The 24,770-nt window shown below is 71.0% G+C and carries 18 protein-coding genes, 2 tRNA genes and 1 pseudogene; 10 read left to right on the plus strand and 11 right to left on the minus strand.

Translation table 11 applies throughout. The features are described from left to right. Positions 1-147: 147 nt before the first annotated feature. A pseudogene (locus ABD264_RS05845) lies at positions 148-651 on the plus strand (amino-acid N-acetyltransferase); the annotation flags it as partial. A 70-nt stretch (positions 652-721) separates the two neighbouring features. On the opposite strand, the gene ABD264_RS05850 reads toward ABD264_RS05845, so the two are convergent. Next, positions 722-1,717, minus strand: coding sequence for an HhH-GPD family protein (locus ABD264_RS05850; protein WP_303106676.1), 996 nt, complete (start codon positions 1,715-1,717; stop codon positions 722-724). Between the two features lie 25 nt (positions 1,718-1,742). On the opposite strand from ABD264_RS05850, the gene ABD264_RS05855 reads away from it, so the two are divergent. Then, positions 1,743-2,474, plus strand: a complete 732-nt coding sequence (locus tag ABD264_RS05855) for a hypothetical protein (protein WP_344204921.1) — start codon at positions 1,743-1,745, stop codon at positions 2,472-2,474. 136 nt (positions 2,475-2,610) lie between these two features. Here the strand turns inward: ABD264_RS05855 and disA are convergent, their stop codons facing one another. The 3 genes from disA to ABD264_RS05870 form a co-directional block, all read right to left on the minus strand. Then, positions 2,611-3,687: a DNA integrity scanning diadenylate cyclase DisA gene (gene disA / locus ABD264_RS05860; RefSeq protein WP_055082912.1), complete on the minus strand. Its 1,077-nt coding sequence runs from the start codon at positions 3,685-3,687 to the stop codon at positions 2,611-2,613. A gap of 101 nt (positions 3,688-3,788) precedes the next feature. Beyond that, complete coding sequence (gene radA, locus ABD264_RS05865) at positions 3,789-5,273, minus strand: DNA repair protein RadA (protein WP_055082910.1); 1,485 nt, start codon at positions 5,271-5,273, stop codon at positions 3,789-3,791. 58 nt (positions 5,274-5,331) lie between these two features. Further along, the gene (locus tag ABD264_RS05870) at positions 5,332-6,489 is read right to left on the minus strand and encodes an FUSC family protein (RefSeq protein WP_144943099.1); all 1,158 of its coding nucleotides are present in this window, start codon (positions 6,487-6,489) and stop codon (positions 5,332-5,334) included. A 197-nt stretch (positions 6,490-6,686) separates the two neighbouring features. Here ABD264_RS05870 and pstS point away from each other — a divergent pair, with 197 nt between their 5' ends. The 4 genes from pstS to pstB all read left to right on the plus strand — a co-directional run bounded on the left by pstS (position 6,687) and on the right by pstB (position 10,829). After that, the gene (pstS, locus tag ABD264_RS05875; protein WP_303106678.1) at positions 6,687-7,793 is read left to right on the plus strand and encodes a phosphate ABC transporter substrate-binding protein PstS; all 1,107 of its coding nucleotides are present in this window, start codon (positions 6,687-6,689) and stop codon (positions 7,791-7,793) included. 141 nt (positions 7,794-7,934) lie between these two features. Next, positions 7,935-8,882 carry a phosphate ABC transporter permease subunit PstC gene (gene pstC / locus ABD264_RS05880; protein WP_344204927.1) on the plus strand — a complete coding sequence of 316 codons (948 nt, stop codon included), beginning with the start codon at positions 7,935-7,937 and terminating at the stop codon, positions 8,880-8,882. Then, positions 8,882-10,012 carry a phosphate ABC transporter permease PstA gene (gene pstA / locus ABD264_RS05885; RefSeq protein WP_126874642.1) on the plus strand — a complete coding sequence of 377 codons (1,131 nt, stop codon included), beginning with the start codon at positions 8,882-8,884 and terminating at the stop codon, positions 10,010-10,012. The genes pstC and pstA overlap by 1 nt, the downstream gene beginning before the upstream one ends. Positions 10,013-10,049: 37 nt before the next feature. Next, positions 10,050-10,829, plus strand: a complete 780-nt coding sequence (pstB, locus tag ABD264_RS05890) for a phosphate ABC transporter ATP-binding protein PstB (protein WP_344204930.1) — start codon at positions 10,050-10,052, stop codon at positions 10,827-10,829. Between the two features lie 163 nt (positions 10,830-10,992). Here the strand turns inward: pstB and ABD264_RS05895 are convergent, their stop codons facing one another. The 4 genes from ABD264_RS05895 to glsA all read right to left on the minus strand — a co-directional run bounded on the left by ABD264_RS05895 (position 10,993) and on the right by glsA (position 15,612). Next, complete coding sequence (locus ABD264_RS05895; RefSeq protein ID WP_303106682.1) at positions 10,993-12,021, minus strand: inorganic phosphate transporter; 1,029 nt, start codon at positions 12,019-12,021, stop codon at positions 10,993-10,995. Positions 12,022-12,025: 4 nt separating this feature from the next. Beyond that, a complete protein-coding gene (locus ABD264_RS05900; protein ID WP_094393507.1) occupies positions 12,026-12,643 on the minus strand; it encodes a hypothetical protein in 618 nt (205 codons plus the stop codon). A gap of 452 nt (positions 12,644-13,095) precedes the next feature. Continuing rightward, entirely contained in the window at positions 13,096-13,716 is a 621-nt protein-coding gene (locus tag ABD264_RS05905) for a hypothetical protein (protein ID WP_055082896.1), read from the minus strand. Between the two features lie 54 nt (positions 13,717-13,770). Next, positions 13,771-15,612, minus strand: coding sequence for a glutaminase A (gene glsA / locus ABD264_RS05910; protein WP_055082894.1), 1,842 nt, complete (start codon positions 15,610-15,612; stop codon positions 13,771-13,773). A gap of 322 nt (positions 15,613-15,934) precedes the next feature. On the opposite strand from glsA, the gene ABD264_RS05915 reads away from it, so the two are divergent. The 3 genes from ABD264_RS05915 (at position 15,935) to ABD264_RS05925 (ending at position 20,173) form a co-directional block, all read left to right on the plus strand. Next, positions 15,935-16,007: transfer RNA gene (locus tag ABD264_RS05915), tRNA-Lys, on the plus strand. 599 nt (positions 16,008-16,606) lie between these two features. Beyond that, positions 16,607-18,763 carry a RecQ family ATP-dependent DNA helicase gene (locus tag ABD264_RS05920; RefSeq protein WP_144943105.1) on the plus strand — a complete coding sequence of 719 codons (2,157 nt, stop codon included), beginning with the start codon at positions 16,607-16,609 and terminating at the stop codon, positions 18,761-18,763. A 276-nt stretch (positions 18,764-19,039) separates the two neighbouring features. Then, entirely contained in the window at positions 19,040-20,173 is a 1,134-nt protein-coding gene (locus tag ABD264_RS05925) for a glycosyltransferase (protein ID WP_303106684.1), read from the plus strand. A gap of 18 nt (positions 20,174-20,191) precedes the next feature. Here ABD264_RS05925 and ABD264_RS05930 read toward each other — a convergent pair whose 3' ends face one another. Both ABD264_RS05930 and ABD264_RS05935 read right to left on the minus strand, forming a co-directional pair. Then, positions 20,192-21,694, minus strand: a complete 1,503-nt coding sequence (locus tag ABD264_RS05930) for a lipopolysaccharide biosynthesis protein (RefSeq protein ID WP_303106686.1) — start codon at positions 21,692-21,694, stop codon at positions 20,192-20,194. A 10-nt stretch (positions 21,695-21,704) separates the two neighbouring features. After that, on the minus strand, positions 21,705-22,826 hold the full coding sequence (locus ABD264_RS05935) for a glycosyltransferase (RefSeq protein WP_145011564.1): 1,122 nt from the start codon (positions 22,824-22,826) through the stop codon (positions 21,705-21,707). 185 nt (positions 22,827-23,011) lie between these two features. Between ABD264_RS05935 and ABD264_RS05940 the strand changes: the two genes are divergently transcribed. Beyond that, positions 23,012-23,101 (plus strand) — tRNA-Ser (locus tag ABD264_RS05940). Positions 23,102-23,234: 133 nt separating this feature from the next. Here the strand turns inward: ABD264_RS05940 and ABD264_RS05945 are convergent. Next, positions 23,235-24,725, minus strand: coding sequence for an MDR family MFS transporter (locus ABD264_RS05945; protein WP_303106689.1), 1,491 nt, complete (start codon positions 24,723-24,725; stop codon positions 23,235-23,237). Between the last annotated feature and the right edge of the window lie 45 nt (positions 24,726-24,770).

Consider the following 24,770-nt stretch of genomic DNA (forward strand, 5'->3'; position numbering starts at 1 on the left):
GTCGTGGACCACAGCGGTTCACGACGCCGCCCGCTCGCGTTGTCGTGTCCGGTCCCCGCTCCGCATTGCCGGGCAGGCACCTCTCCGCGTTGCCTGGTCGGCTCCGAGCCGGTCGTTGGCGGCGGGCCACCGCGTACAGTCGGGGCCATGACAGAGATCCGCATCCGCCCCGCCCGGACCACCGACGTCCACGGGATCAAGGAGCTCGTGGCGCCCATGGCGGCCGAGCGCATCCTGATCACCAAGGACACGGTCACCTACTACGAGAGCATCCAGGAGTTCGTGGTCGCGGAGGACGGCGAGGGGACCCTGGTGGGGTGCGGTGCGCTGCACGTGATGTGGGAGGACCTCGCGGAGGTGCGCACGCTCGCCACGTCCCCGGCGGCGCGCGGGCACGGCGTGGGCGGGGGCATGATCCGGGAGCTGCTGGCGCGGGCCTCCCGGCTGGGGGTGAGCCGGGTCTTCTGCCTCACGTTCGAGGTGGACTTCTTCGCGGCGCACGGCTTCGAGGTCATGGCGAACCAGGAGACCATCCCGCCGGAGGTGTTCGCGGAGCTGCTGCGCTCCCACGACGAGGGTGTGGCCGAGTACCTGGACCTCGCCCGGGTGAAGCCGAACACGCTGGGCAACACCCGGATGATCCGTTCCGTCACACCGGAAGGCACCGCCATATCGGAAGGCGCCGTCACACCGGGAATCGCCACCACACCGGGCGGCGCCGTCACACCGGAAGGCTGAGCCCGCCGTCGGACTCGGCGGCCAGGCCGTCCGCGAGCAGCCCGGCCAGGGCGCGTTCGCGCTGCTCGGCCGGGGCGGGCAGCCGCCACAGGGCGGTGAGACCGTCCACGACCACCTGCGGCGGCGCCCCGTGCTCCGTGGCGAGCTGCTCTGCGGAGGAGGCGTCCGCGAGCAGCAGGCGGCGGGGCACCGGTTCCTCCGCGGCACGCAGCACGGCCATGAGTGCACCGCGCACCTGCCGGTCGGTTCCGTGCCACGCCTGCCCGCGCGGCACGTCCTCGGCCGGGGGGCTGCCCGCGGCCAGCCACGCGCAGTCCTCCCGCACCGGGCAGTCGGAGCAGCGCGGAGAACGTGCCGTGCAGACCAGGGCGCCAAGCTCCATGACGGCCTGGTTCCACGCGACGGACTCGGGGACGCCCCGGGGCAGCAGCTCCTCGGCGAGCCGCGTCTCGGCGGCCGTGAGGGAACGGGAGGGCAGCGCTCGCCCCGTGAACAGCCGGGCCTCCACGCGCCGGATGTTGGTGTCCACCACCGCGTGGCGCTGGCCGAACGCGAAGACGGCCACCGCGGCGGCGGTGTACGCCCCGATCCCGGGCAGCGCGAGCAGCTCGGAGTGCCTGCTCGGCACCCGCCCGCCGTGCTCGTCACGGATGCTCTGGGCGGCAGCGTGCAGCCGCAGGGCGCGGCGGGGGTAGCCGAGCCGATCCCAGGCGCGGACGACGTCCGCCGGGGAGGCCTCCGCCAGGTCCCGGGGCTCCGGCCACTGCTGCATCCAGCGCCGCCACACGGGCAGCACGCGCACCACGGGGGTCTGCTGCAGCATGATCTCGCTGACGAGCACCTGCCACGGGGTGCGCTCCGGTGCCCGCCAGGGGAGGTCCCGTGCGGCGCGCCGGTACCACTCGATCACGGTGCGGTGGATGCCCTGGGGGACGTCCTGCTGGGGGTCTTCCGCGGCGGGCCCGGCGCTCGAGTTCATAACTCCCCACGGTAACCTGGAGACCATGGCTTCCCACGGTTCCGAGCGTCACGATCCCCCCACGCACCCCTCCGACGACGGGGGCTCGGAGGCCCGCCTGCCGGACCACGTCTACCGGCGACGCCGCCTGGTGGCGCTGTCCGTGCTGGTGCTCCTCGCCCTGTTCCTCGTCGGGGGTGTCACCATGGGCATCCGTGCTGTGACGTCGTCGGGCTCCGGAGACGAGGACCCGGCACCGGCCCCTGCGTCGGCGGCGAGCACCCAGGTCACGGCCAATCCGGACCAGAAGTTCGCCGACTTCACGCCCCGTCCCAGCCCGTCGGGCTCCGGCAGCGCGGCGCCGTCGTCATCGCCCAGCACGAGCAGCACCCCCCAGGCGTGCGGGACGAACCTCACGGTCACGGCCTCCACCGACAAGGAGACCTACGCCACCAAGGAGGAGCCCGTGCTCGTGATGACCCTGGAGAACACCGGGGACAACCAGTGCACCGTGAACGCCGGCAGCAAGCAGATGGCGTTCGTGGTGACCTCCGGCTCGGACACCGTGTTCGACTCGCGCCACTGCGCCGCCCCGGGCGAGGACAAGACGGTCACGCTCGACGCGGGGCAGAAGGAGACGTCGCGGCTGACCTGGAACCGCGTCCGCACCGCAGAGGGCTGCCCCGCCGGTCAGGCGGAAGCGCTCGCGGGGTACTACAACCTCACGGCCTCCCTGGGCGAGGACAGCAGCCCCCAGGTGGCGTTCGTCCTGCAGTAGGCGGCCCTGACCGCGAGGGGGCGTTCACAGCCAGCGGCGCTTTTCTCGGCAGGAGAAACTCTCGCCCGGGGCGGCGGTCGCCACCTCCGGCCGGTTGGCTCGCGCCCCCAGGAGCGTGCCGCTGGACGGCAGCGGCTCACATGAAGCGGTCGAGCAGGCTCGTCTCTGCCATGCGGGAGAGGGACTCGCGGACCGTGCGGGCCCGCTGCTCGCCGATGCCCTCCACGGACATCAGGTCCTCGAGGTTCGCGGCCATCAGGGACTGCAGCCCGTCGAACTGCGCCACGAGTCGCTTGGCCACCGCGCGCGGCATGGACTTGATCCCCTCGAGCAGCCGGTAGCCGTGGGGGTGGAGGTCTGTCTCCAGGCTCCCCTGCGGTGCCGTGAGACCCGCGGCGGAGGCGACCTTCTGCAGGTCGATGAGGTCCGCGGAGGACAGCTCCGCCAGTCGCTCCAGGGCCGCGTCCAGCTCCTCGGCGGGGGTGGGGTCCGGGAGGTAGTCCCGCAGGACGACGTCCGGGCCGGGACCGGTGCCGGCGGTGAGCTCCTCGAGCTGCAGGGAGATCAGCCGCCCGTCCTCGCCGAGCTCCAGCACGTACCACCCGATCTCCTCCGAAATGCGCCGGACCATCTCCATGCGCTGCAGGGTGAGGGCGACGTCCCGTGCGGTCACCGCCGCCTCGATCTCGAGGGCCGAGAGGGCCCCGAGCACCTGCTCCAGACGGTGGCTGTAGTGCTCGAGGGTCTGCAGCGCCTGGTTCGCCCGGGCCATGATGGCCTGCGAGCCCTCGATGACGTACCGGTAGTCGTCCACGTAGATGGTGATCACGCTCATCGACTGGCTCACCGAGATCACGGGCAGGCCGGTCTGCTTGGCGGTGCGCTCCGCGGAGCGGTGCCGCGTGCCGGACTCCTGAGTGGTGATTCGTGCATCCGGCATGAGCTGGACCCCGGCCTTCAGGAGGCGGGAGGCGTCCCTGTCGCACACGATCGCACCGTCCATCTTGGCGAGCTCGCGCAGCTTGGTGGGGGTGAAGTCCGTGTCGATGTCGAAGCCCCCGGAGCACAGCGACTCCATGGAGCGCTCGAAGCCGAGGACGATCAGCGCACCCGTGCGACCCCGCAGGATGCGCTCCAGCCCGGTCCGCAGCTCGGTCCCGGGGGCGACCCGCGCGAGGGTCTTCCGCAGAGCGGTTTCACGTGTCTTCACCACGACACCATTCTATGTACGGGTCTCTGTACGGGCCGCGCACAGCGTGGTGCAGGCTCTGCGGCCAGCCCGCGGCCCGTCCTCGCCCGCCGCGGCCCACGGGCTCAGCCGGCCCGCGGCGGGAAGAGCAGCTCCATGGCCTGGTTCACCGTGGTGACCTCCCGCACCGAGAACCCCGGCGGGATCTTCCCCGGGCCGCTGGGCGAGGCGGGGACGACCGCGTGGGTGAATCCCAGGCGGGCGACCTCCTGGATCCGACGGTTGATCTCCGGCACCGGCCGCACCTCCCCGGCCAGCCCGATCTCCCCGAAGCACACGAGCCGCTGCGGCAGCGGGCGGTCCTGCGCGGCGGAGGCCAGGGCCATGCACACGGCCAGGTCCGTGGCGGGCTCCGTGAGCCGCACCCCGCCCACCGTGGAGACGTAGCAGTCCATGGAGGCGAGGGCCACGCCGGCCCTGCGCTGCAGCACGGCCAGCAGCATGGCTACGCGGGAGCCGTCCAGCCCGGCGGTGGCCCGCCGCGGCTGCGCGGTGCTCGACTTGTCCAGCAGCGCCTGGACCTCGGCGAGCAGGGGTCGGCGGCCCTCCACCGTGACGCTCAGGCACGTGCCCGCCACCGGCACGGGGGTGCGGGAGACGAACAGTCCCGAGGGGTCCGAGACGGAGCGGATGCCGTTCTCCTCGAGGTCGAAGCACCCCACCTCGTCCGTGGGCCCGAAGCGGTTCTTGACGGCCCGCAGCAGCCGGATGCGCGAGTGCTTGTCACCCTCGAACTGGCACACCACGTCCACGAGGTGCTCGAGCAGCCGGGGCCCGGCGATCGAGCCCTCCTTGGTCACGTGGCCCACGAGCAGGGTGGTCATGTTCCTGGTCTTCGCGGCGTGGATGAGGCTCGCGGCCACCTCCCGCACCTGGCTCACACCGCCGGCGGAGCCCTCGATCTCCGAGCTCGCCAACGTCTGCACGGAGTCCACGACCAGCAGGTCCGGGGACAGCGCCTCGACTTGCGCCAGTGCCGCCGAGAGGTCCGACTCCGCCGCCAGGTACAGCGTGTCTGAGAGTGCGTTGATCCGCTCGGCTCTCAGCTTCACCTGCGCGGCGGACTCCTCCCCGGTCACGTAGAGCACGGTGCGAGGGGAGGCCCCGGACGACGTTGCCCGCGAACCGGACGCGCGTTCCGCGCCCTCGCCGGTACTGGCGTTCGGCCCCGCGGTGCGCATCGCCTCACCCGCGGCGCCCGCGGCAACCTTCGCGGCGGCGTCCAGCAGCAGGGTGGACTTGCCCACGCCGGGTTCACCGGCGAGCAGGATCACGGCGCCCGGGACGAGCCCGCCCCCGAGCACCCTGTCCAGCTCGGGAACCTGGGTGGGGGTGAACCGCGCGACGGAGGAGTCCACCTGGGAGATGGGCCGTGCCGGAGTGGCCACGGAGGACGCCGCTCGGGTGCGACCGTGCTCCTGGCTGCCGCCCATCTCCTGGACGGTTCCCCAGGCCTGGCACTCACCGCAGCGCCCCACCCACTTGGCGGTGGTCCACCCACACTCCGTGCAGCGGTAGGTCACGGAGGGCTTACGGGTCTTCGTGCTCATGGACTCACCATAGGGGGCGGCTCCGACGCGCATAGGCGACCGGGCCGGCCCCGCCGCCTCACTGCCCGCCGAGCGCCGGGAGGCTCTTGGCGGCGGTCTCGTGGGAGACCCCTGCGGCCTCGAGCAGGTCCACCACCATGGGACGCAGCAGCAGCACGAGCGCCTCGCCCTCCATAGTGCGGATGCCCATGGCACCAGGTTCCAGACGCTGGGCCACGGAGAACAGCTCGTTGCGCGTCTGGCGCAGGTAGCTCTCCCTCGTCTGCTCGTGGCTCTCGGCCAGGGCGTGGCCCAGGCTCAGGACGGCGTCCGAGAGGTCGGCGAGGGCCCCGGAGAGGGAAGTCACGGCGTCGTCGGCGAGCGTGACCCTGTTGAGCACGGACGCGAGGCGGCGTGCGAAGACCCGGGAGTTGCGCACCGCGAGGTCGAGGTAGCGGATGCTCTCACTCAGCTCGTCGATCTCGTGGCGGTGGCGCCGGTAGAGGGGGGACGCGTACGTGATCTCGCGCGAGCCCATGAGCCCCGTGCGCACCGAGTCCACCAGCGGCTGGGTCTGGCGTCCCCGGACCAGAGCGTGCCACGCGAGCCGGGAGTCGGTGTCCGCGACGGCGTGCGAGCAGTCGGTGAGAATGCGCGTGAACTCGTCAATGAGCTTGCTGAGGTCCTGGCGGGGTTCGCGGCGCGGGTCCTGCGGCACGATGTACGCGAGCACGAGCGCGCACAAGCAGCCCACGACCGCGTCGAGCGAGCGGGCGAACACGCCGTCCTGGGAGGGTGGCAGCAGCACCACGAGCACGGACTGCAGACCCATCTGGGTGGTGAAGATGGCGCCGTTGTCCAGGAACCGGGCGAGCAGCAGGGACACGAGCAGGACGACGGCGGCCTGCCACTCCCCGGGACCCAGCAGGTGGATCAGGAGGTCGCCCACGACGATCCCGAGCGTGCAGCCGATGGAGACCTCGAGCACGCGGCGGTAGCGCAGCCCTCCCTTGGCGTAGCCGAGGGAGACGAGGGCGGCGGTGGCGGCGAAGATGGGGCCGTGGTGGCCCAGCAGCCGCTCGGCGATCACGTACGCCCCCACGGCGGCCACCGTCATCTGGACCGCCTGAAAGTAGCCTGCGGTCATCCGCACCCACCCGGTGCGGCCGCGACGGCCCGCGATCTCGGGGACACGGCGGAGTCGGGAGCGGTGGGTAGCTGCTTCCGAGGAGGCCATGAGGCCATCCTAGGCTCTCCCTCCGACAGCCCCTGTGCCAGTTGTTAATCGCCCGTTCACCTTCGTGGCCGACGCTGTCCACGTTCGATGCCTACGGTGAGCGCTGGGCGCACTGAGAGCGCTGCGGTGGTGCACGCCGAGACCCGTTCGGCCCCGTTCACCCGCTCCACCGGTACATGCTTTCGAAGGGAAAAACTGTGAAGCTTTCGCACGTCGGCCGCTCCGCCGCAGTCCTGGCCATTGGTGCCCTCGCCCTGACCGCTTGCGGCTCCGACAACCCCACCGGAAGTGCCGGGGGCGGCTCGGGGGAGCAGAGCGGGGTCTCCGGGACCCTGACCGGCATCGGCGCCTCCTCGCAGCAGGCCGCCATGACCGCGTGGCAGAACGGCTTCCAGTCCGCGAACAGCGGTGCCACGGTGCAGTACTCGCCGGACGGCTCCGGAGCCGGGCGCAAGGCGTTTCTGGCGGGCGGGGCGAACTTCGCCGGTTCGGACGCGTACCTCTCCGAGGACGAGGTCTCCCAGGCGAAGAAGCAGTGCGGTGACGCCGGGGCCCTGGACCTGCCCGTCTACGTCTCCCCGATCTCGGTGGCCTTCAACCTGCCGGGCGTGAAGTCGCTGAACCTGGACGCGCCCACGATCGCCAAGATCTTCAAGGGCGAGATCAAGAAGTGGAACGCGGACGAGATCAAGAAGCAGAACCCGGACGCCGATCTGCCGGACACAGCCGTGACCGTGGTGCACCGCAGCGACGACTCCGGCACCACCGAGAACTTCACGGACTACCTCTCCAAGGCCGCGCCCCAGGACTGGACGGAGGAGCCTGCCCAGGCGTGGCCCACCAAGTACGCGGCCGAGAACAACAAGGGCACCTCCGGCGTGGTTTCCACGACCTCCAGCACCGAGGGCGCCGTGACGTACGCGGACTCCTCCGCCGTGGGGGACCTCGGCACCGCGGCCATCAAGGTGGGTGAGAAGTACGTGGCCCACTCCGCGGACGCCGCCGCCAAGGCCGTGGAGGTCTCCAAGCAGGTCGAGGGCCGCGGCGAGCACGACATGGCCATCGACATCGACCGCGCCACCACGGAGGCCGGGGCCTACCCGCTGGTGCTGATCTCCTACCACGTGGTGTGCTCCACCTACGACTCCCAGGAGACGGCGGACCTCGTGAAGTCCTTCGAGAAGTACGTGGTCTCCGAGGACGGCCAGAAGGCCGCCGCGGACTCCGCCGGCTCCGCCCCGCTGTCCCAGTCCCTGCGGGACGAGGCCAAGGCCGCCGTGGAGTCCATCTCCGCGAAGGGCTGACCCGCCCGCAGCGCACGGACGCGGCGTCGGCACCTCACGGGGAGCCGACGCCGCAGCCACGCCCCCGGGGCCCACGAGCCCCTAGGCTGGGCGGTGGCCTTCGCCCAGCACGCACCAGACCTTGATCGAAGGGACTGTTCCATGTCCACCACCCTCAGTGCACGCAGACCCGGGACCAGCTCGTCCGCGGGCGGGCGTGCCGGTGACGCCGTCTTCTCCGGGCTCAGCCTGGCCGCGGGGACCCTGATCTTCGCGGTCCTGGCGGCCGTGGCGCTGTTCCTGCTGCTGCAGGCGCTGCCCACGTTCACCGCCCCCGCGGCCGAGATCACCGGGGGCGCCGGGTTCTTCAGCTACATCGGCCCGCTCGTGGTCGGAACGCTGATCGCCTCGGTGATCGCCCTGCTGATCGCCACGCCCGTGGGCATCCTCGTGGCCCTCTACATCTCGCACTACGCACCGGCGCGGATCTCCACCCCGGTCGGCTATGTGATCGACCTGCTCGCGGCGATCCCCTCCGTGATCTACGGCGCGTGGGGCGCCACCGTGCTCGCCCCCGCGCTCGTGCCGCTGTACACCTGGCTCAGCGAGCACGCCGGGTTCATCCCCTTCTTCACGGGCCCCGCGTCCCAGACCGGCAAGACCATGCTCACCGCGGGCATCGTGCTCGCCATCATGATCCTGCCCATCATCACGTCCATGTCCCGCGAGATCTTCTCCCAGACCCCCAAGCTGCACGAGGAGGCCGCGCTCGCCCTGGGCGCCACGCGCTGGGAGATGATCCGCATGTCCGTGCTGCCCTTCGCGCGCCCGGGGATCGTCTCCTCGATCATGCTCGCGCTCGGCCGCGCCCTCGGCGAGACCATGGCGGTGGCCCTGGTGCTCTCGTCCGGACCGATGATCGCGTCCCTCGTCAAGTCCGGCAACCAGACCATCGCGGCGGAGATCGCCCTGAACTTCCCGGAGGCCTACGGCCTGCGGCTGTCCGAGCTGATCGCCGCCGGGCTGGTGCTGTTCCTCATCACCCTGGTGGTCAACATGATTGCCCGCGCCATCATCGCCCGCTACAAGGAATTCTCGGGGGCCAACTGATGTCCACGTCCACGCAGACCTCCCAGCCCGGCCCCGGCGTCTCGCCGGTGCGCCGCTCCAAGCTCACGCGCGGGCAGCGGCCCCGCTGGCTCGTGCCCGTGGTGGGCGTCGTCGCCGTGGTGGCGGGTGCCGCGCTCGCCGCGCTGGTGGGCTTCGGCATCGCCCTGTGGGCGCTGTTCGCCGCGGTGATCTTCCTGGTGGTGGGACCGCTCGCCGTGGGGCTCATCGAGGGCTCCCGCGCCGGGAAGGACTCGCTGATGACCTTCCTGGTCTACACGGCCTTCGTCCTGGCGGTCATCCCGCTGGTCTCCGTGATCTGGACGGTGCTCGTCAACGGCGTCCCCGGGCTGACCGGCAACATGCTGTGGACCTCCATGAACGGGGTCACCGGCCTGCAGGACAACACCGCGGGATCCTCCGGCGAGGTGGTGGGCGGTGCGTACCACGCGATCGTGGGCACGGTGTCCATCACCTTCTGGGCCACGGTCATGTCGGTGCCGGTGGGCCTGCTCACCGCCATCTACCTGGTCGAGTACTCCCAGGGCGGCTGGCTCGGCAAGGCGATCACGTTCTTCGTGGACGTGATGACCGGCATCCCGTCCATCGTGGCCGGTCTCTTCGCCGCGGCCCTGTTCGGGATGATCTTCGGGCCCTCCACCCGCACGGGCTTCGTGGCCGCCGTGGCACTGACCGTGCTGATGATCCCCACGGTGGTCAAGAACACGGAGGAGATGCTGCGGATCGTGCCCAACGAGCTGCGCGAGGCCTCCTACGCGCTGGGCGTGCGCAAGTGGCGCACCATCCTCAAGGTGGTCATCCCCACCGCGATCTCGGGCATCGCGTCCGGCGTGACGCTGGCGATCGCGCGCGTGATCGGTGAGACCGCGCCCCTGCTGGTGACGGCGGGCTTCGCCACGGCCATCAACTGGAACTCGTTCTCCGGCTGGATGACCACGCTGCCCACGTTCATCTACTACCAGATCATGAACCCGACGTCGCCCACGAACCCCGACCCCTCGCTGCAGCGGGCGTGGGCCGCGGCCCTGATCCTCATCATCATCGTGATGCTGCTGAACCTCGTGGCGCGCCTGATCGCCCGGGCGTTCGCCCCCAAGACCGCCGGGCGCTGAGCGCGGCCCTAACCACCTGAGCGAAGGACTGACACCCATGTCGAAACGCATCGACGTCGAACACCTCAACGTCTACTACGGCGACTTCCTGGCCGTGCAGGACGTCAGCATGAACATCGAGCCGCGCTCCGTGACCGCGTTCATCGGCCCCTCCGGCTGCGGCAAGTCCACGTTCCTGCGCACCCTCAACCGCATGCACGAGGTCATCCCCGGGGCGCGCGCGGAGGGCAAGGTGCTCCTGGACGGGGACGACCTCTACGGCAAGGGCGTGGACCCGGTCACCGTGCGCTCCATGGTGGGGATGGTCTTCCAGCGCCCCAACCCGTTCCCCACCATGTCCATCCGGGACAACGTCCTGGCGGGCGTGAAGCTGAACAACAAGCGGATCTCGAGCAGCGACGCCGACGACCTCGTGGAGAGCTCCCTGCGCGGCGCCAACCTGTGGAACGAGGTCAAGGACCGGCTGGGCAAGCCGGGATCGGGGCTCTCCGGCGGGCAGCAGCAGCGCCTGTGCATCGCCCGCGCGATCGCGGTGAAGCCCGAGGTGATCCTCATGGACGAGCCGTGCTCCGCGCTGGACCCCATCTCCACGCTGGCCATCGAGGACCTCATCAACGACATCAAGACCGACTACACCGTGGTGATCGTGACCCACAACATGCAGCAGGCCTCGCGTGTCTCGGACAAGACCGCGTTCTTCAACATCGAGGGCACCGGCAAGCCCGGGCGCCTGATCGAGTACGCGCCCACGTCCGAGATCTTCAACACGCCGCAGAAGCAGGAGACCGAGGACTACGTCTCGGGGCGCTTCGGCTGATCCTCTGGCTGGCGCGGCAGGGCACGACGACGTCGCATGGCCCCCGGGATGGGGCCGTGCCGCTATGGGTGCGGGGCCGGGTCACCCGTGGCTCGGGCTCAGGCTTCGGGCACGGGGACAGGGCAGTGGCGTCCGGACGTGGCCGTGCAGCGTCGTCGTCGGCTCAGAGCAGGGCGGGGAGAAGGGGAGACAGCGCGAGGAAGAGCATCCCCGAGACCAGCCCGCACAGCGGGGCGGTGACGATCCACGTGAGGAGCAGGCGCACCACGGTCTTGTGGTAGACGGTGCGGAACTTCTGGGTGGAGCCGGCGCCGAGGATCGCGCCCGTGCTCGTCTGCGAGGTGGACAGCGGGATGGGGGAGAGGAAGCCGCCCACGAAGAGCAGGGCGCCGGAGACCGTCTGGGCGATCGCACCGCGCAGGGGGTCCAGGGTGACCACGCGCGAGGAGAGCGTGTAGGCGATCCGCCACCCGCCCAGCAGCGTCCCGAAGCCCAGGCAGAGGCCCACCAGCAGGACCAGCCACACGGGGATGCTGCCGCGGGAGAAGCCGGAGCCGAGCACGAGCATCAGGACCATGAGGATCCACAGGGTGCGGCGGGCGTGCTGGATCCCGTGGCCGAAGTGGATGGCCGCGGCACCCGTGGCCTGCACCACGCCCGAGCGGAAGTTCACGCGCCCCGGCGTCTCGTGGCGGACCAGGTGCACCAGGGGCGGCACCAGCAGGTAGGCGGCAGCGAACGCGACCACCGGGGAGACGACCAGGGGCACCAGCACGTTCCACGAGAGGTAGGGGCCCACCGGCAGGGGGCCGTGGAGCAGCCCCACGGCGCGCGCCCCCAGCAGGGCACCCACCACCGCGCCGCCGATCGCCGCGGTGGAGGAGGACGGCATCCGCCACCACCAGGTGGCGAGGTCCCAGCCGATCGCGGTCACGAGCGAGCACAGCAGCGCCACGACCCCCACCACGTCCAACGGCACGGGGATCTCGAAGGTGATCATCCGGTTCAGCACCAGCCCCACGAGCAGCGCGCCCACGAGGTTGAACACCGCTCCCAGCCACAGCGCCACGCGCGGGGTGAGGGCGTTGAAGCGCACGGGCAGCGCCACGGCGTTGGAGGCGTCGTGGAAGCCGTTGACCACCGTGAAGACGAGCGTGAGGAGGATCCCCAGCAGGGCCAGCAGCTCGGTCACGGGCTCAGGACTCCGCCACGAGGATCCGGCCCACCTCGGAGGAGACCTGGCCGAGGGCCTGCGCGGCGTCGAAGAGCTGCTGGGCGGTGTCCATTCGGCGGATGGCCTGACCGGCCTTGAACTCGTCCAGCAGGCTGGCCCGGTAGCTGCGCTGGGTGCGCTCGGCCTGGCGGGTCAGCCGGATCATCTCGAACCAGTAGTCGTCGAGCTCCTCCAGGCTGGTCAGGCGGCCCATGGCCTTGAGCGTCATGTGGGCCATGTGCTGGATTACGGCGAGCTGCTCGGTGGCGTGGGAGCTGGGCCGTTCCACCTTGTACTGGCGGTGGAGCTCGGCGCACGCCACGAGGCACTGCACGGCGCGCAGCAGCCAGTGGCCCAGCACGTAGACGTCCTGGCGGGGGATGGGCACCACGTAGGAGGAGCGCGTGGTGGTCATCAGGGAGAAGTAGAGGTTGGTGCAGCGGTCCTCGGTGTCCAGGAGGTCCGTGATGGGCAGCTCCCAGACCTTGTCGATCTGCCCGAGGTGCTCCGAGAGCTGCTCCACCGCCGTCAGGACGCACTGGGCCATCTGGACCAGCAGGTCCGTGACGCGCTCGTCCTCCGGGAAGATCCGAAAGGCCATCCGTCCGTCCTCCCGCGTCCTGGGCTCCGTCAGCCTCGTGCTCGGCTTCGTGTCGGCGCAACTGTACCGAACGAAGGTTACAGGTGGGGAGTACCGTGACGGGGCACGGGTGGAGGCGCGCAAACCCGCGCGAAGAGAGGGGGAGAAGTAGGCGGTGCCGGACCGGGAGCGCCTCTCGGCGGAAGGCCGCTCGAAGCGGCTAAATGATGGAGCCCGGGGCTGCCACGGCCCGACACCTGCACCCATCGTAGCGCGAGCCCCCGGGGCCGCCTCAACCCCGGTGGGGCGAGGCCCGATCCGCCGCACCGCGGCACCCCGTGGGCGGCACCAGGCGCGGCCCGGCGTTGCGGCCCGGCAACGTGGGCGTGGTGGGCGACGACAGCACGGCGTCGACGACGGCGTCCCCGGCGAGGCCGACGGCGCGGGCGCGGTGGGCGACGACGCCGCGGTGCCTACTCGAGCGAGCCGGCCCGCCAGGCCTGCGCGGCGGCCTCCAGGTCCTCGGCCGTGCGCAGCAGCCGGGGGATCCGCTCCCACGGATCGCGCACGCTGAGACCGGGCACGTCCAGTGTGTGCTCCTGGCCCGCGGCGACCACCCGGGCGAACGCCGCGAAACGCTCCAGGGCGACGTCGAACTCGCCCTCGAACGCGCCAGAGAGGATGGTGTCCGCGACGTCGCAGATCTCCTGCGCACCCGGCGGGTCCGCGACCCCGGCCACGACGTTCGGCACCTGCGCGGTGTACCGCCCGGCGGCGAACCAGCGGCTCATGCGGTCCGGGTCCTTGCGTGCGGAGGCACGCAGCGCGTAGAGGCGCCAGAGCGTGCCCGGCAGGGACACCGCGGGGGCCTCGGACCACATCTCGGCGATCCCCTCGAGGCCCTGCTCGTCCGTGAGGCGCACCAGGCGTTCCCGGACCGCAGGGTCCTGGGAGTCCCTGCCGCGGGAGACGAGGGCCTGGGCGGCGAGGTGCGCGGCCTCGGAGACCCGAGCGGGATCGGTCCCGCCCTCCTGGGCCTCGAACATCTGCGGTGAGAACTTCACGGGTGAGTGGTGAGTACGGCGTTCGGGCATGCGCCCGAGTGTACGCCCGGGGTCCCCGGCCGGTTCATGACCGCGGTCACGAGCTCAGCCGGCCGTGTGGGTCTCCCCGGCGCGCTGGCGCCAGCGCTCCTCGATGCGCAGCATCGCCTGCTGGCCTACGGCTCGCCACCAGCGCAGCGCCAGGCGCGGGTCCTCCTCCTCGATCTGCGCGATGGCCTCCGGGGACAGCCGCTGGGCGGTGACGTCCGACAGGGCCGTGAAGCTCACCAGGTGGCGCAGCCCGGTGCCCATGGCGATCTCGCCGAAGCTCATTCCCGGGCCGATGATCTCCAGCTCCACCCGGTCGCCCTGCGGGGAGCGGCGGGAGACCTCCACACGCCCCGAGGTCACCATGAACACGCCGTTGAACTTCTGGCCGGCGCGTAGCACGGTGGCGCCGGCGTCCCACGACACGGGCTCGGTGTGCGCGCGGATGCGGCGGACGTCCTCCTCGTCCATGGTGCTCAGCAGCTCGGAGCGGGTGGAGGCCACCTTGTCCGGAGTGCACTCGCCTCCGCCGAACTCCTCGAGGATCCGGTCCTCAGCCCAGGTGAGGGCCTCGGCGCGCGTGGTGAACACCGGCATGGGGTGCTCCAGATGCCCGGCGTGCTCGTTGCCCTTCTCCGCGATCAGCACCACGTGGTGGCCCGTGTTCTCCACCTGCTCCGCCGCGCGACCGAGCATGGGGATCACGAACCGAGCCATGTCGTCCACCTGGCGGATGTCCACGAGCACGTAGCGGGACTGCCGTGCGGCCTCCCGCACCGTGCGGACGGCGGTCTCCGCACCCGCGAAGCGCAGGTCCCCCTGCAGCTCGATGATCCGTGCGTCCTCACCGTGCTCCTCGAGGACCTCCGTGGCGGCCTCGTTGCGACGCACGAGGGACGGCGCCTCCGCGAGGGTGTACTCGGCGCGCACGGTGGAGTGTCCGTTGCGCTCGGTGCGCGCGAAGTGCAGGTCCAGGTCCTTGGTGAGCCGCTCGCACGCCGCCACGCCGCGCACCGAGTTTCCGTGCCGGTCCAGCGGCGGGGAGAACACCGCCACCGCGAGCTGGCCGGGCAGCACAGCGACGACGCCGCCGCTCACACCCGACTTCGCGGGCAAACCCACGCGCAGCGCCCAGCGCCCGGCGTCGTCGTACATGCCGCACGTGCTCATCACGGACAGGACGTCCGAGACCACCGGGGGCTCCAGCACACGCTCCCCGGTCACCGGGTTCCTGCCGCCCGCGGCGAGCGTGGCACCCATCCGGGCCAGGTCCACGCAGTTGAGCATCACCGCGCACTGGCTGAAGTAGTCTTCCAGGGCGCGTGTGGGATCGCCCTCGATGATCCCGCGGGAGGTCAGCAGCCAGCCCAGGGCGCGGTTGCGGTCCCCGGCCCGGCGCTCCTGTGCCTGCACGGTCTTGTTGATCCGCAGCTGCCGGCCGGCGCAGCGCGAGTACAGCCGCAGGATGCGCTCCATGCGCGAGCCGTGGGACGTGTTGCGCACCAGCGAGGTGGACGCGATGGCCCCGGCGTTGATCATGGGGTTGGAGGGACGTCCGGTGTCCGGCTGCAGGGATATCTCGTTGAAGGCGTCCCCGCTGGGCTCCACGTCGATCTTCTCGAAGACACCCTCCACACCGCGGTCCGTCAGCGCCTGCGCATACGTGAAGGCCTTGGAGATGGACTGGATGCTGAACTCCTGCTTGGTGTCACCGGCCTGGTACAGCGCGCCGTCCACGGTGGCCACGGCGATGCCCACGGTCGAGGGGTCCGCGTTCGCAAGCTCCGGGATCGAGGTGTTGACGGCGCCGCCCTCCACCTCGCGCAGGTCCGCCACGACGCGGCGCAGGTACTCCGTGACGGGCGAGGGGCCCAGCTTGGTCATGGGAACGGTGCTCACGGATCACTCCTGGGGATTGGGGGTCGGCCCGGGTACGGCGGTGGCGCGGCGGGCCGGGGCTGGCAGGACCCCGGTGGCGGGGCCTGCACGGCGGGTTCGGATGTTGCCCCAAGGATCCCACACCGTGCGGGTCCCACCGCGGGTTCCCCGCCGCCGGGATCCGCACTGCCTGGCACTTCCCACTGCCGCGCACCCCCACTTTAAGGCCCGTCGCAGCCGGAGGCACGAGGAGCGACGACGCCGCGCGGACGGGCGGAGCGAATCCGCGGCGTGCCTGCGGTAGAGTGGCGGTGCCCGATCGCCGCACCGCGAGATCGGGCACGCGCCTTTAGCTCAGTTGGTAGAGCAGTGGACTTTTAATCCATGGGTCGTGGGTTCGAGCCCCACAGGGCGCACCCTCCAGCCCCGTCCCGGTTCCGACCGGCGCGGGGCTTCTTCATGTGTGGCCTCCGGCGTCCTGCAGCGGGCCCACCGGTCGTTCGGTCTGTCCCCATTTTGCGGTACGTGCGCCGGGTCGGGCCGCCGCGGTGGCGGGGTTCGACCGCCTATAAACGGCTTCTGACATGCGTGAATATGCTTTGTAAGTGGCTTGTCCACAGAATTGTGATGGGTCTGCAGGTGCTTCCGCAGCGGTGGAAATCCCGGGAGTGACGTGTCAGCATGAAGTCATCGCACCACGGGAGAACGAGCGACGCGCGGTCATGACCGGGGGGAATACGGGCCGCGCAGATCGTCGTGATCCGGTCCCCTGACACGCTGGGGGCGTGACAGGACCGGGACGTCTTGTGGAGCGTTGCAACGGGGTCCACGCCGGGGGGCGTGTGCTCCGAGCGGATCTGATCCGCGCCGGTTACCGGCGTGTGCGTCCGCTGCACCGAGAGGACCGCTTCGGGGGAAGGGTCCGGGTGCAGCGGACGTATCACGTTGACGGGCAGCCCCGCGCCGGCACCGCAGGCCGCTTATTCGTGTCCGAGGCACCTGCGAGACTTCGCCCATGACCGAGACGGCGGAACACGGCACCACTTCGCTGCGCGAGCGCGCGCAGCGCCACCTGCGGGACCTCACGGGCAGCCCCGCGGCGGACTTCCACCCGGGGCAGTTCGAGGCCATCTCGGCGCTCGTCCAGGACCACCGCCGGGCGCTCGTGGTTCAGCGCACAGGGTGGGGGAAGTCCGCCGTCTACTTCCTTTCGGCGCTGCTGATGCGCGCCCAGGGCTTCGGGCCAACCCTCATCATCTCTCCGCTGCTGGCGCTGATGCGGGACCAGGTCTCCGCCGCGCAGCGCGCGGGTGTGCGCGCTGCGGCCATCTCCTCCGCCAACCCCACGGAGTGGTCCGAGATCAGCGCGGCACTGGACCGCGGGGAGCTGGATGTCCTGCTCGTCTCCCCGGAACGTCTCAACAACCCGCGCTTCCGAGACGAGCAGCTCCCGCAGCTCGTCTCCCGGCTCGGCCTGCTCGTGGTGGACGAGGCACACTGCATCTCGGACTGGGGACACGACTTCCGCCCGGACTACCGCCGGATCAAGGACATGCTCGCGGACCTGCCGGAGTCCGTGGCAGTGCTGGCCACCACGGCCACCGCGAACGAGCGCGTGATCGAGGACGTCCGCGAGCAGCTCGGCGTGGGCTCCGGATACCAGCAGGAGGTCTTCATGCTGCGCGGTCCCCTCTCCCGGGCGTCCCTGCGGCTCGGCGTGCTGAAGCTGCCCTCCGCCGCCATCCGGCTCGCGTGGCTGCTCCAGCACCTCGAGGAGCTGCCGGGCAGCGGGATCATCTACGCCCTGACCATCGGTGCGGCGGAGGACACCGCGCGGGCGCTGTCGGACGCCGGGCACGCCGTCGCCTCCTACACCGGCCGCACGGACGCCGCGGAGCGCGAGGAGCTCGAGGCCGCACTCAAGGAGAATCAGGTCAAGGCCCTCGTGGCCACGTCCGCGCTGGGCATGGGCTTCGACAAGCCGGATCTCGGCTTTGTGGTGCACCTGGGTGCGCCGTCCTCACCGGTCGCCTACTACCAGCAGGTGGGACGAGCCGGGCGTGCCACGGACAGTGCGGACGTCCTGCTGCTGCCCGGAGCCGAGGACCGGGAGATCTGGGAGTACTTCGCCACAGCCTCCATGCCCACGCAGGAGAAGGCCATGGCGGTGCTCACGGCGCTCGCGGAGCACGGCGGGCCGCTGTCGGTGGCCGCGCTGGAGCCCCGGGTCAACATCAAGCGCTCGCCCCTGGAGCTGCTGCTGAAGGTGCTCGCGGTGGACGGCGCCGTGGAGCGCGTGGCCGGCGGCTGGCAGAGTACGGGCAGGCCGTGGAGCTACGACGCCCCGCGCTACGAGCGCGTGCGGCGGGCTCGGGAAGCCGAGCAGCAGGCCATGCTGGACTACCAGGCCACCACCGAGTGCCGCATGCGGTTCCTCACCCGGCAGCTGGACGATCCCACGGCGCAGCCCTGCGGGCGGTGCGATGTGTGCGCGGGGCCCTGGTACGCCACGGGTGTCGACGCCCAGGCCTCGGACGCCGCGGACGCCGCTCTGCACCGGGCAGGCCTGCCGGTCGAGCCGCGTGCCCAGTGGCCCACGGGCATGGACAGGCTTGGGCTGCCGCTGAAGGGGAAGATCCCGGAGACGGAGCGGGCCGAGCGTGGCAGGGCGCTGGCACGGCTCACGGATCTCGGCTGGGGCCAGCGGCTGCGGGAGGTCTTCCGGGCGGGGGAGGACGGTGCACCCGTGGACTCCGAGGTCACGGCGGACCTCGGGCGGGCGAGCATCTCCGTGCTCGCCCAGTGGGACTGGCAGCGGCGGCCCACCGCTGTGGTGGCCATGCCGTCCGTGTCCCGGCCGCGGCTCGTGGACTCTCTCGCCCGCGGGATCGCCTCCGCCGGGCACCTGCCGTACTGGGGTGCGCTAAATCTGAATCCGGACATCCCCCGGGGCAGCCACGGCGGCAACAGCGCCTACCGGCTGGCAGAGGTGTGGGACCGTTTCGTGGTCCCGCCGCAGCTTGCCGAGCAGCTCGGGTCCGCCCCACAGGCGAGCATCCTGCTGGTGGACGACCTCGTCGACAGCCGGTGGAGCCTCACCGTAGCGGCCCGGGAGCTGCGGAGAGCGGGAGCGGAGGCGGTCCTGCCGTTCGTGCTCGCGTCCCAGGGCTGAGTCGAGCCAGGCTCCCTCGGCACGGGACGCCCCGCGCGGAACCGAGGCGCACAGAGGCTTGGATGTTCAGGCGCCGACGCGGCAGGCGAACGACGTGCCCGGGCGTCCTGGGGCAGACGCCCCACGGGGTAGACCTGCCCGTGTGCCCGTGTGCCCGTGTGCCCGTGTGCCCGTGTGCCCGTGTGCCAGGGGTCAGATGTGCCGAGGCGCCCTCCCGCAGGGGTCCACGGGGATCGGCTGGCGGTTCCACGGACGGGGCTCAATTATCCTGGTGGCATGGTCGAACACCCGGCTCATCCGCTCGTGGACATCGTGATCCCCGTCCACTCCACCTCGCGACCGCTCGCACGCGCCGTGGCCTCAGCATGGCTGGCCGCCCGAGGGGCTGCGCCGGGTCAGTGCCGCGTGACCGTGGTGGCCCACCACCTCACCGGGGACCAGGTCCGAGAGATGCTGCCCCCGGAGCACCGTGCGGCCGTGCACGTGCTGGAGTGCGAGGACCGGGGAACCACCGCCGCGGTCCCGCGCAACGAGGCGCTGCGCCGCACCACCGCCCGCTACGTCAGCTTCCTGGACAGTGACGACACCCTTGACCCGGGCGCCGTGACCCGCTGGATCGGGATCGCGGAGCACCGGGGAAGCGACCTCGTGATGCCGTTCCAGCACCACGAGAACGACCGCGTGGACATCACCCCCATCACCCGTCCGTTCCGCTCTGCCCGGCTCGATCCCGTCAGGGACCGGCTGGCCTACCGGAGTTCCGCGTTCGGTCTGGTGCGCGTGGCCACGGCCCGCCGTCTGACCGCGTACTTCGACGAGGACGTCCGCACCGGTGAGGACCAGTCCTTCGTCGTGGCGCTCTGCACAGGGGCGCGCCGGGTCGACCTTGCCCCGGGGACGCCGGGCTATCTGGTCCACACGGATGCGGATGCGAGGGTCTCCCGGCAGCCCCTTCCCATCCGGGACGAGGTGGCTGCGGCCCTGGACCTCGCACTCAAGCCCTGGTTTGCCGGGGTGTCCGCTGCGTTCCGCACCTCGTTCGTCCTGAAGTACGTCCGCGTGAACTTCTTTCCCGCCGTGGAGCGCTCGGTGCGTTCAGGACAGTGGGGAGAGGGGAGGGCCCAGGCCACGAAATCGGTGGCCGCGGAGCTCCTGGGCTTCGCCCCGCACGTCGCGGGCCAGCTCTCGCGTGCAGACCGGCGCGTGCTCAGCCTGCTCGAGGGCACTGCGGAGGAGGGGGAGCTGCTCGCGGCCCTCGAGGCGCGACGACGGTTCGGGACTCCTGCGGCACTGCTCACCGAGGGCCCGCGCTGGCTGCTTGCACGGCAGGCACCTGTGCGCGTGGCCGTGGCCAGCGCCGTGCAGATCGCGAGGTACCGGCGAGGACTCGTAAAGTGTCGCCGTCCCTGAGGTCGGTACGGCCGTGGCTCAGGAGCGCCGCAGCCTGCGGGCCACCATGGCCATCCGCGGGGCGAGGTCGCGCCACGAGATCGCGCACCAGGCAACGAGGAAACTCAGGGTCGCCACCACGGTGGTGCCCAGACCCGGCAGGGTGAGGATGAACCACAGGGCCGCCAGGATCAACAGGTAGCCCAGGGCCACCCGCGTCATCAGCCCCGCCCAGTGCATGCGGTCGTGGATCCACACGATGACCAGGGGCCCCAGGGAGCTCACGAGGCACCCGACCAGGTAGCCCAGTGCCGCTGACATGATTCCGAGGCTCGGCCCCCACCACAGGACGGTGGCGATGCCGAGGACCAGACCCAGGGCGTTGCAGCCGGCGAGCGCGCGGACACCCCAGCTTTCCCCGCCGTTGAGGCGCGAGTTGGAGGCGTTGAAACTGGTGGCGGACACGGCGAAGAACAGGACCATCAGCAGGGGTACGGCGCCCTCGAACTCGTGGGCCCGGGCGTTGTAGAGCAGATGGATCACAGGTCTGGCCCACAGGATTCCCACCCCGAACACCGGCAGGAACACGAGCACCATCACGCGCAGGATCGAGTCGAGCTGGCGCTGGACTCCCGCCATGTCCCCGGCGGTGTACATGCGGGCGACGGCGGGTGCCAGGGCCACGAGCATGGACGAGGAGAGCATGCTCGCGGGGGTCGCGATGCTCACCGCGGCCGAGTACTGCCCGACGGCCAGCGGGGTGTCGTAGTGCTTGCCGAGCATCATGGACAGCTGCAGCAACCCTGACGCCGTGATGATGTTGACCGCGGCCCACGCGGTGAACGAGTTGATCTGCCGCTTGAGGGACGCGGGCAGCTGGCCACCGGAGCGTCGGGGCCAGCCAGGGACGGCGTAGCAGAGGTAGCCGATGCTCAGGGGCAGGAGCAGCAGCGGCGTGAGGCCGCCCAGCAGCACTACCAGCAGCAGGGTGAGGGTGATGCCGGAGCTGATGCAGTCCCAGATGGCGGTGGTGACGAACTGGTTGTTGCCGGTACGCACGCCGCGCACGAAGTTGTACGCGGACAGCGCGATAACCAGCAGCCCGGTGGAGAGCGCGTAGCTCGGGGGAAGGTGCAGGAACCAGGTGGCGATCACCACGGCCGCGACTGCGAGAACCGCAGAGGCCAGGGCCGCGGTGCGGGAGGTGTAGACCGCAACCGACAGCTGCTCCTCGCGGTGCTGCTGCCCGCGCGCCATCGCGATGAACTTCGAGGCCGCGTTCCCGGAGGCCTGGGGCCATAGCAGCACCAGGAACAGCGCGAGGGAGATGGCCAGGTTGACCTGTCCCAGGATCTCGCTGCCCAGCATGTTGCCCACCAGCAGGCTGTACCCGAAGCGGGATAGCCCCTGCACGAAGACCGCAATCACGGTCAGGGCGAATGAGGACCCGAGGGGGTTGTCCCGGTTCTCGTGGTTGGGCGGGGGGAAGAGGATGCCCCGCCAGCGGCCGGAGGACGTGGCGGGGGCGGGGGTTTTCGTCACGCCCTGGAGTTTATCGGCTCGACGCCGTGCGAGGGTCCCCGCCCGAGACCGCGCGGTAGAGCCTCGAGAACAGGGTTCCGACCTCCGCACGGGAGAAGCGGGACCGCACGGTGCCCGCGATCTCCGCGGGGGAGGAGTGGCGGAACCGCTCCCAGGCGGTCTCGACGGCGTCGGCGAGGACCGGCACGTCCCAGCTGTCCGTGAGGACGGAGTTATCGGGCGTGCAGTAGTCGTCGAAGCCACCGCTCAGCGGCACGGCGGCGGGGCGGCCAGCGGCAATGGCTTCCGCGACAGCGGTGAAGAAGTTCTCCTGCTCGCTCGGCAGGAAGAAGATGTGGGCGGCGGAGAGCCGGTCTGCTACCTCCGCCGGGGGGATCGGACCGGTGAGCTCCACCCGGTCCTCGATGCCCAGGCTGCGGGCGGTATCCCGCAGGGTCTGCATGAGCGGGCCGTTCCCCACGAGGGTGTAGTGCACGTCCACGCCGCGGCCCACGAGCTCGGCCACGGTCTCGAGCGCGCGGACGGGCTGCTTGCGGTCGATGAGCGCGCCCACGCCCACGAGCCGGATCGGGGGCGCTGCGGGGAACTCCCGCGCCGGGTGGGGGTTCTCGACGACGCATGGCACCACGTGGGTGGCGCCGGGGCGCGAGAAACGGGCCATCTCCCGGCACAGCTCGCCGGTCACTCCGGTGACGGCGTGCGGCAGCCGCAGTGCATGGCGCAGCCACGCGGTGCGTTCCCACAGGGGCCCCACGCTGGCCGGGTTGACCACGCCGTTCCAGTGCTCGGTGTGCACCCACGGGATCCGTCGGGTCAGCCAGGGCACCGCGGCGAAGAGGACGGCGGAGAAGGCCATGGTGTGCAGGACGTCCGCCCCGCGCAGGCCGGTGGCGATCAGGCGCTCCACCCGCAGGTAGCTCAGGGGATCCGCGATGTTGAGCGCGACCCTGGTCACGGGGATGCCCTGGTAGACATCCTGGGACGTGGGCGCCGAGGCGCGGCCGATAGTGATGTGGACGACGGCGACGTCGTGCCCCGCCTCCTGCAGGGCCCAGCAGTGCTCCACGACGAACGGGGTTCGGCTGGGGGTCTGCGCGTCGGGGAACCAGGCGGTGACGACGAGTGATCGCACGGGAGGAGGACCTTTCGGGCGGCGGGGACTGAGCGGGACGCTCACGCACCATGACTACCACGGAGCCATGGGACGGTGCTGGATCTCCTACCGCTTTGACCGCCCATGCACCCGGCCGATACGATGACATCCGTTGTTTTGTGATGAGCCACATCCTTCGGGGGTGGTGCATCACGGACGGCCGAGGAGACGTGCCAGAGCGGCCGAATGGACTTCACTGCTAATGAAGGGCTCGGTTTAACCCCGGGCCGGGGGTTCAAATCCCCCCGTCTCCGCCGGTGTCCGTCCCTGCGAGTTCGCGGGGCGGACCACGAAAGCCGCGGGTCCACGAGAGTGGACCCGCGGCTTTCGTGGTGTCCGGGGGCTTCAGCGGGCCGCGCCCCCGGGAGATCACGCGACCCCGGGGCCTCAGGCTGCGGTGTCGTCACCCGTCCGGGAGAGCTCCGTGTGCTCGCCACGGCGCATGAAGCAGGTCAGCACCATAACGGCCACGGCGATCACGGTGGCCGTGACGAACGCGGCGTGCACACCGGGGATGGAGTCCGTGACGGTGCTGCCGTCCGCGCGCCGCGAGACCACAGTGCCGGCCTGCAGCACCCCCACGAGCAGAGCCGTACCGGCGCCGCCGGCCACCTGCTGCAGCGTGGAGAGCGTGGCCGAGCCGTGCGAGTACAGGTGCGGGGGCAGTGGGTTCAGTCCGGCGGTGAAGGCCGGGGTGAAGATCAGCGCCAGGCCCACGGACATCGCGATCTGCAGGGTCACGATCCACCACACGGGGGTGTCCGCCTGCAGTCGGGAGAAGCCGAACATCACGAGCGCCAGCAGGGCGGCGCCGGGAACGGACAGCGGACGGGGGCCCCACGCGTCGAACAGGCGTCCGACCACCGGGCCCAGCAGCCCCATGACCAGCCCTCCGGGCAGCAGGATCAGACCCGTCTCGAGGGTGTCCAGACCGCGCCCGGTCTGCAGGTACAGCGGCAGCACGATCACGCCGCCGAACAGCGTCATCATGCCCAGCGCGAGCACCGCGACCGACACGGTGAAGTCCCGGTGGCGGAACGTGCGCATGTCCAGGAAGGGCTCGTCGCGCCGCTGCAGGACGAGCTGACGCCACACGAACAGCGCCACGAGCACCACTCCGAGCACCAGCACGGTGATTCCGCCGGCGGTCGAGGAGAGCCAGCTGGTGTGCCCGCCGGTCTCGGAGCCGGCCGCGCCCACGGCGGAGAGCCCCTGCACGAGGGACCCGAAGCCCACCACGGAAAGCGCCACGGAGACCAGGTCCAGAGTGAGCGTGCCGCGCTCGCTGACGTCCTTGAGTCGCACGAGCCCGATCACCAGCGCCAGCAGGGAGATGGGCAGCACGAACCAGAAGATGGTGCGCCACGGGAAGTGCGCCAGGATCACGCCGGACAGTGTGGGGCCGAGCGCGGGCGCCACCGAGATCACGATGGACACGTTGCCCATCACCACACCGCGCCGTTGCCTGGGCACGAGCATCAGGATGGTGGTCATCAGCAGGGGCAGCATGATCGCAGAGCCGAAGGCCTGGACCACGCGGGCCAGGATCAGCACACCGAAGCTGGGGGTCAGGGCGGCGAGCAGTGTACCCAGGGAGAAGCTGCCCATGGCCAGGGCGAAGACCGTGCGGGTGCCGAAGCGCTGCAGCAGGAACCCCGTGGTGGGGATGACCACGGCCATGGTGAGCATGAAGGAAGTGGTCACCCACTGGACGGTCGCCGCGCTCACGGCCATGTCCGCCATGATGTGCGGCAGGGCCACGTTGAGGACGGTCTCGTTGAGGATCACCACGAACGCGGCCACAAGCAGCACGGCAATGGTCGCGGTGGTCCCGGCGGTGGACTGCGGGCGTTCTTCGGTCGGTGCGGCAGAGGGCATGAGGGGGCTCCGAGCGGTGAGAGGAGGCGGCATCCGCCCGCACGG

This window comes from Kocuria salsicia, from assembly GCF_039532055.1.
GTDB classification, from domain to species: Bacteria; Actinomycetota; Actinomycetes; order Actinomycetales; family Micrococcaceae; genus Kocuria; species Kocuria salsicia.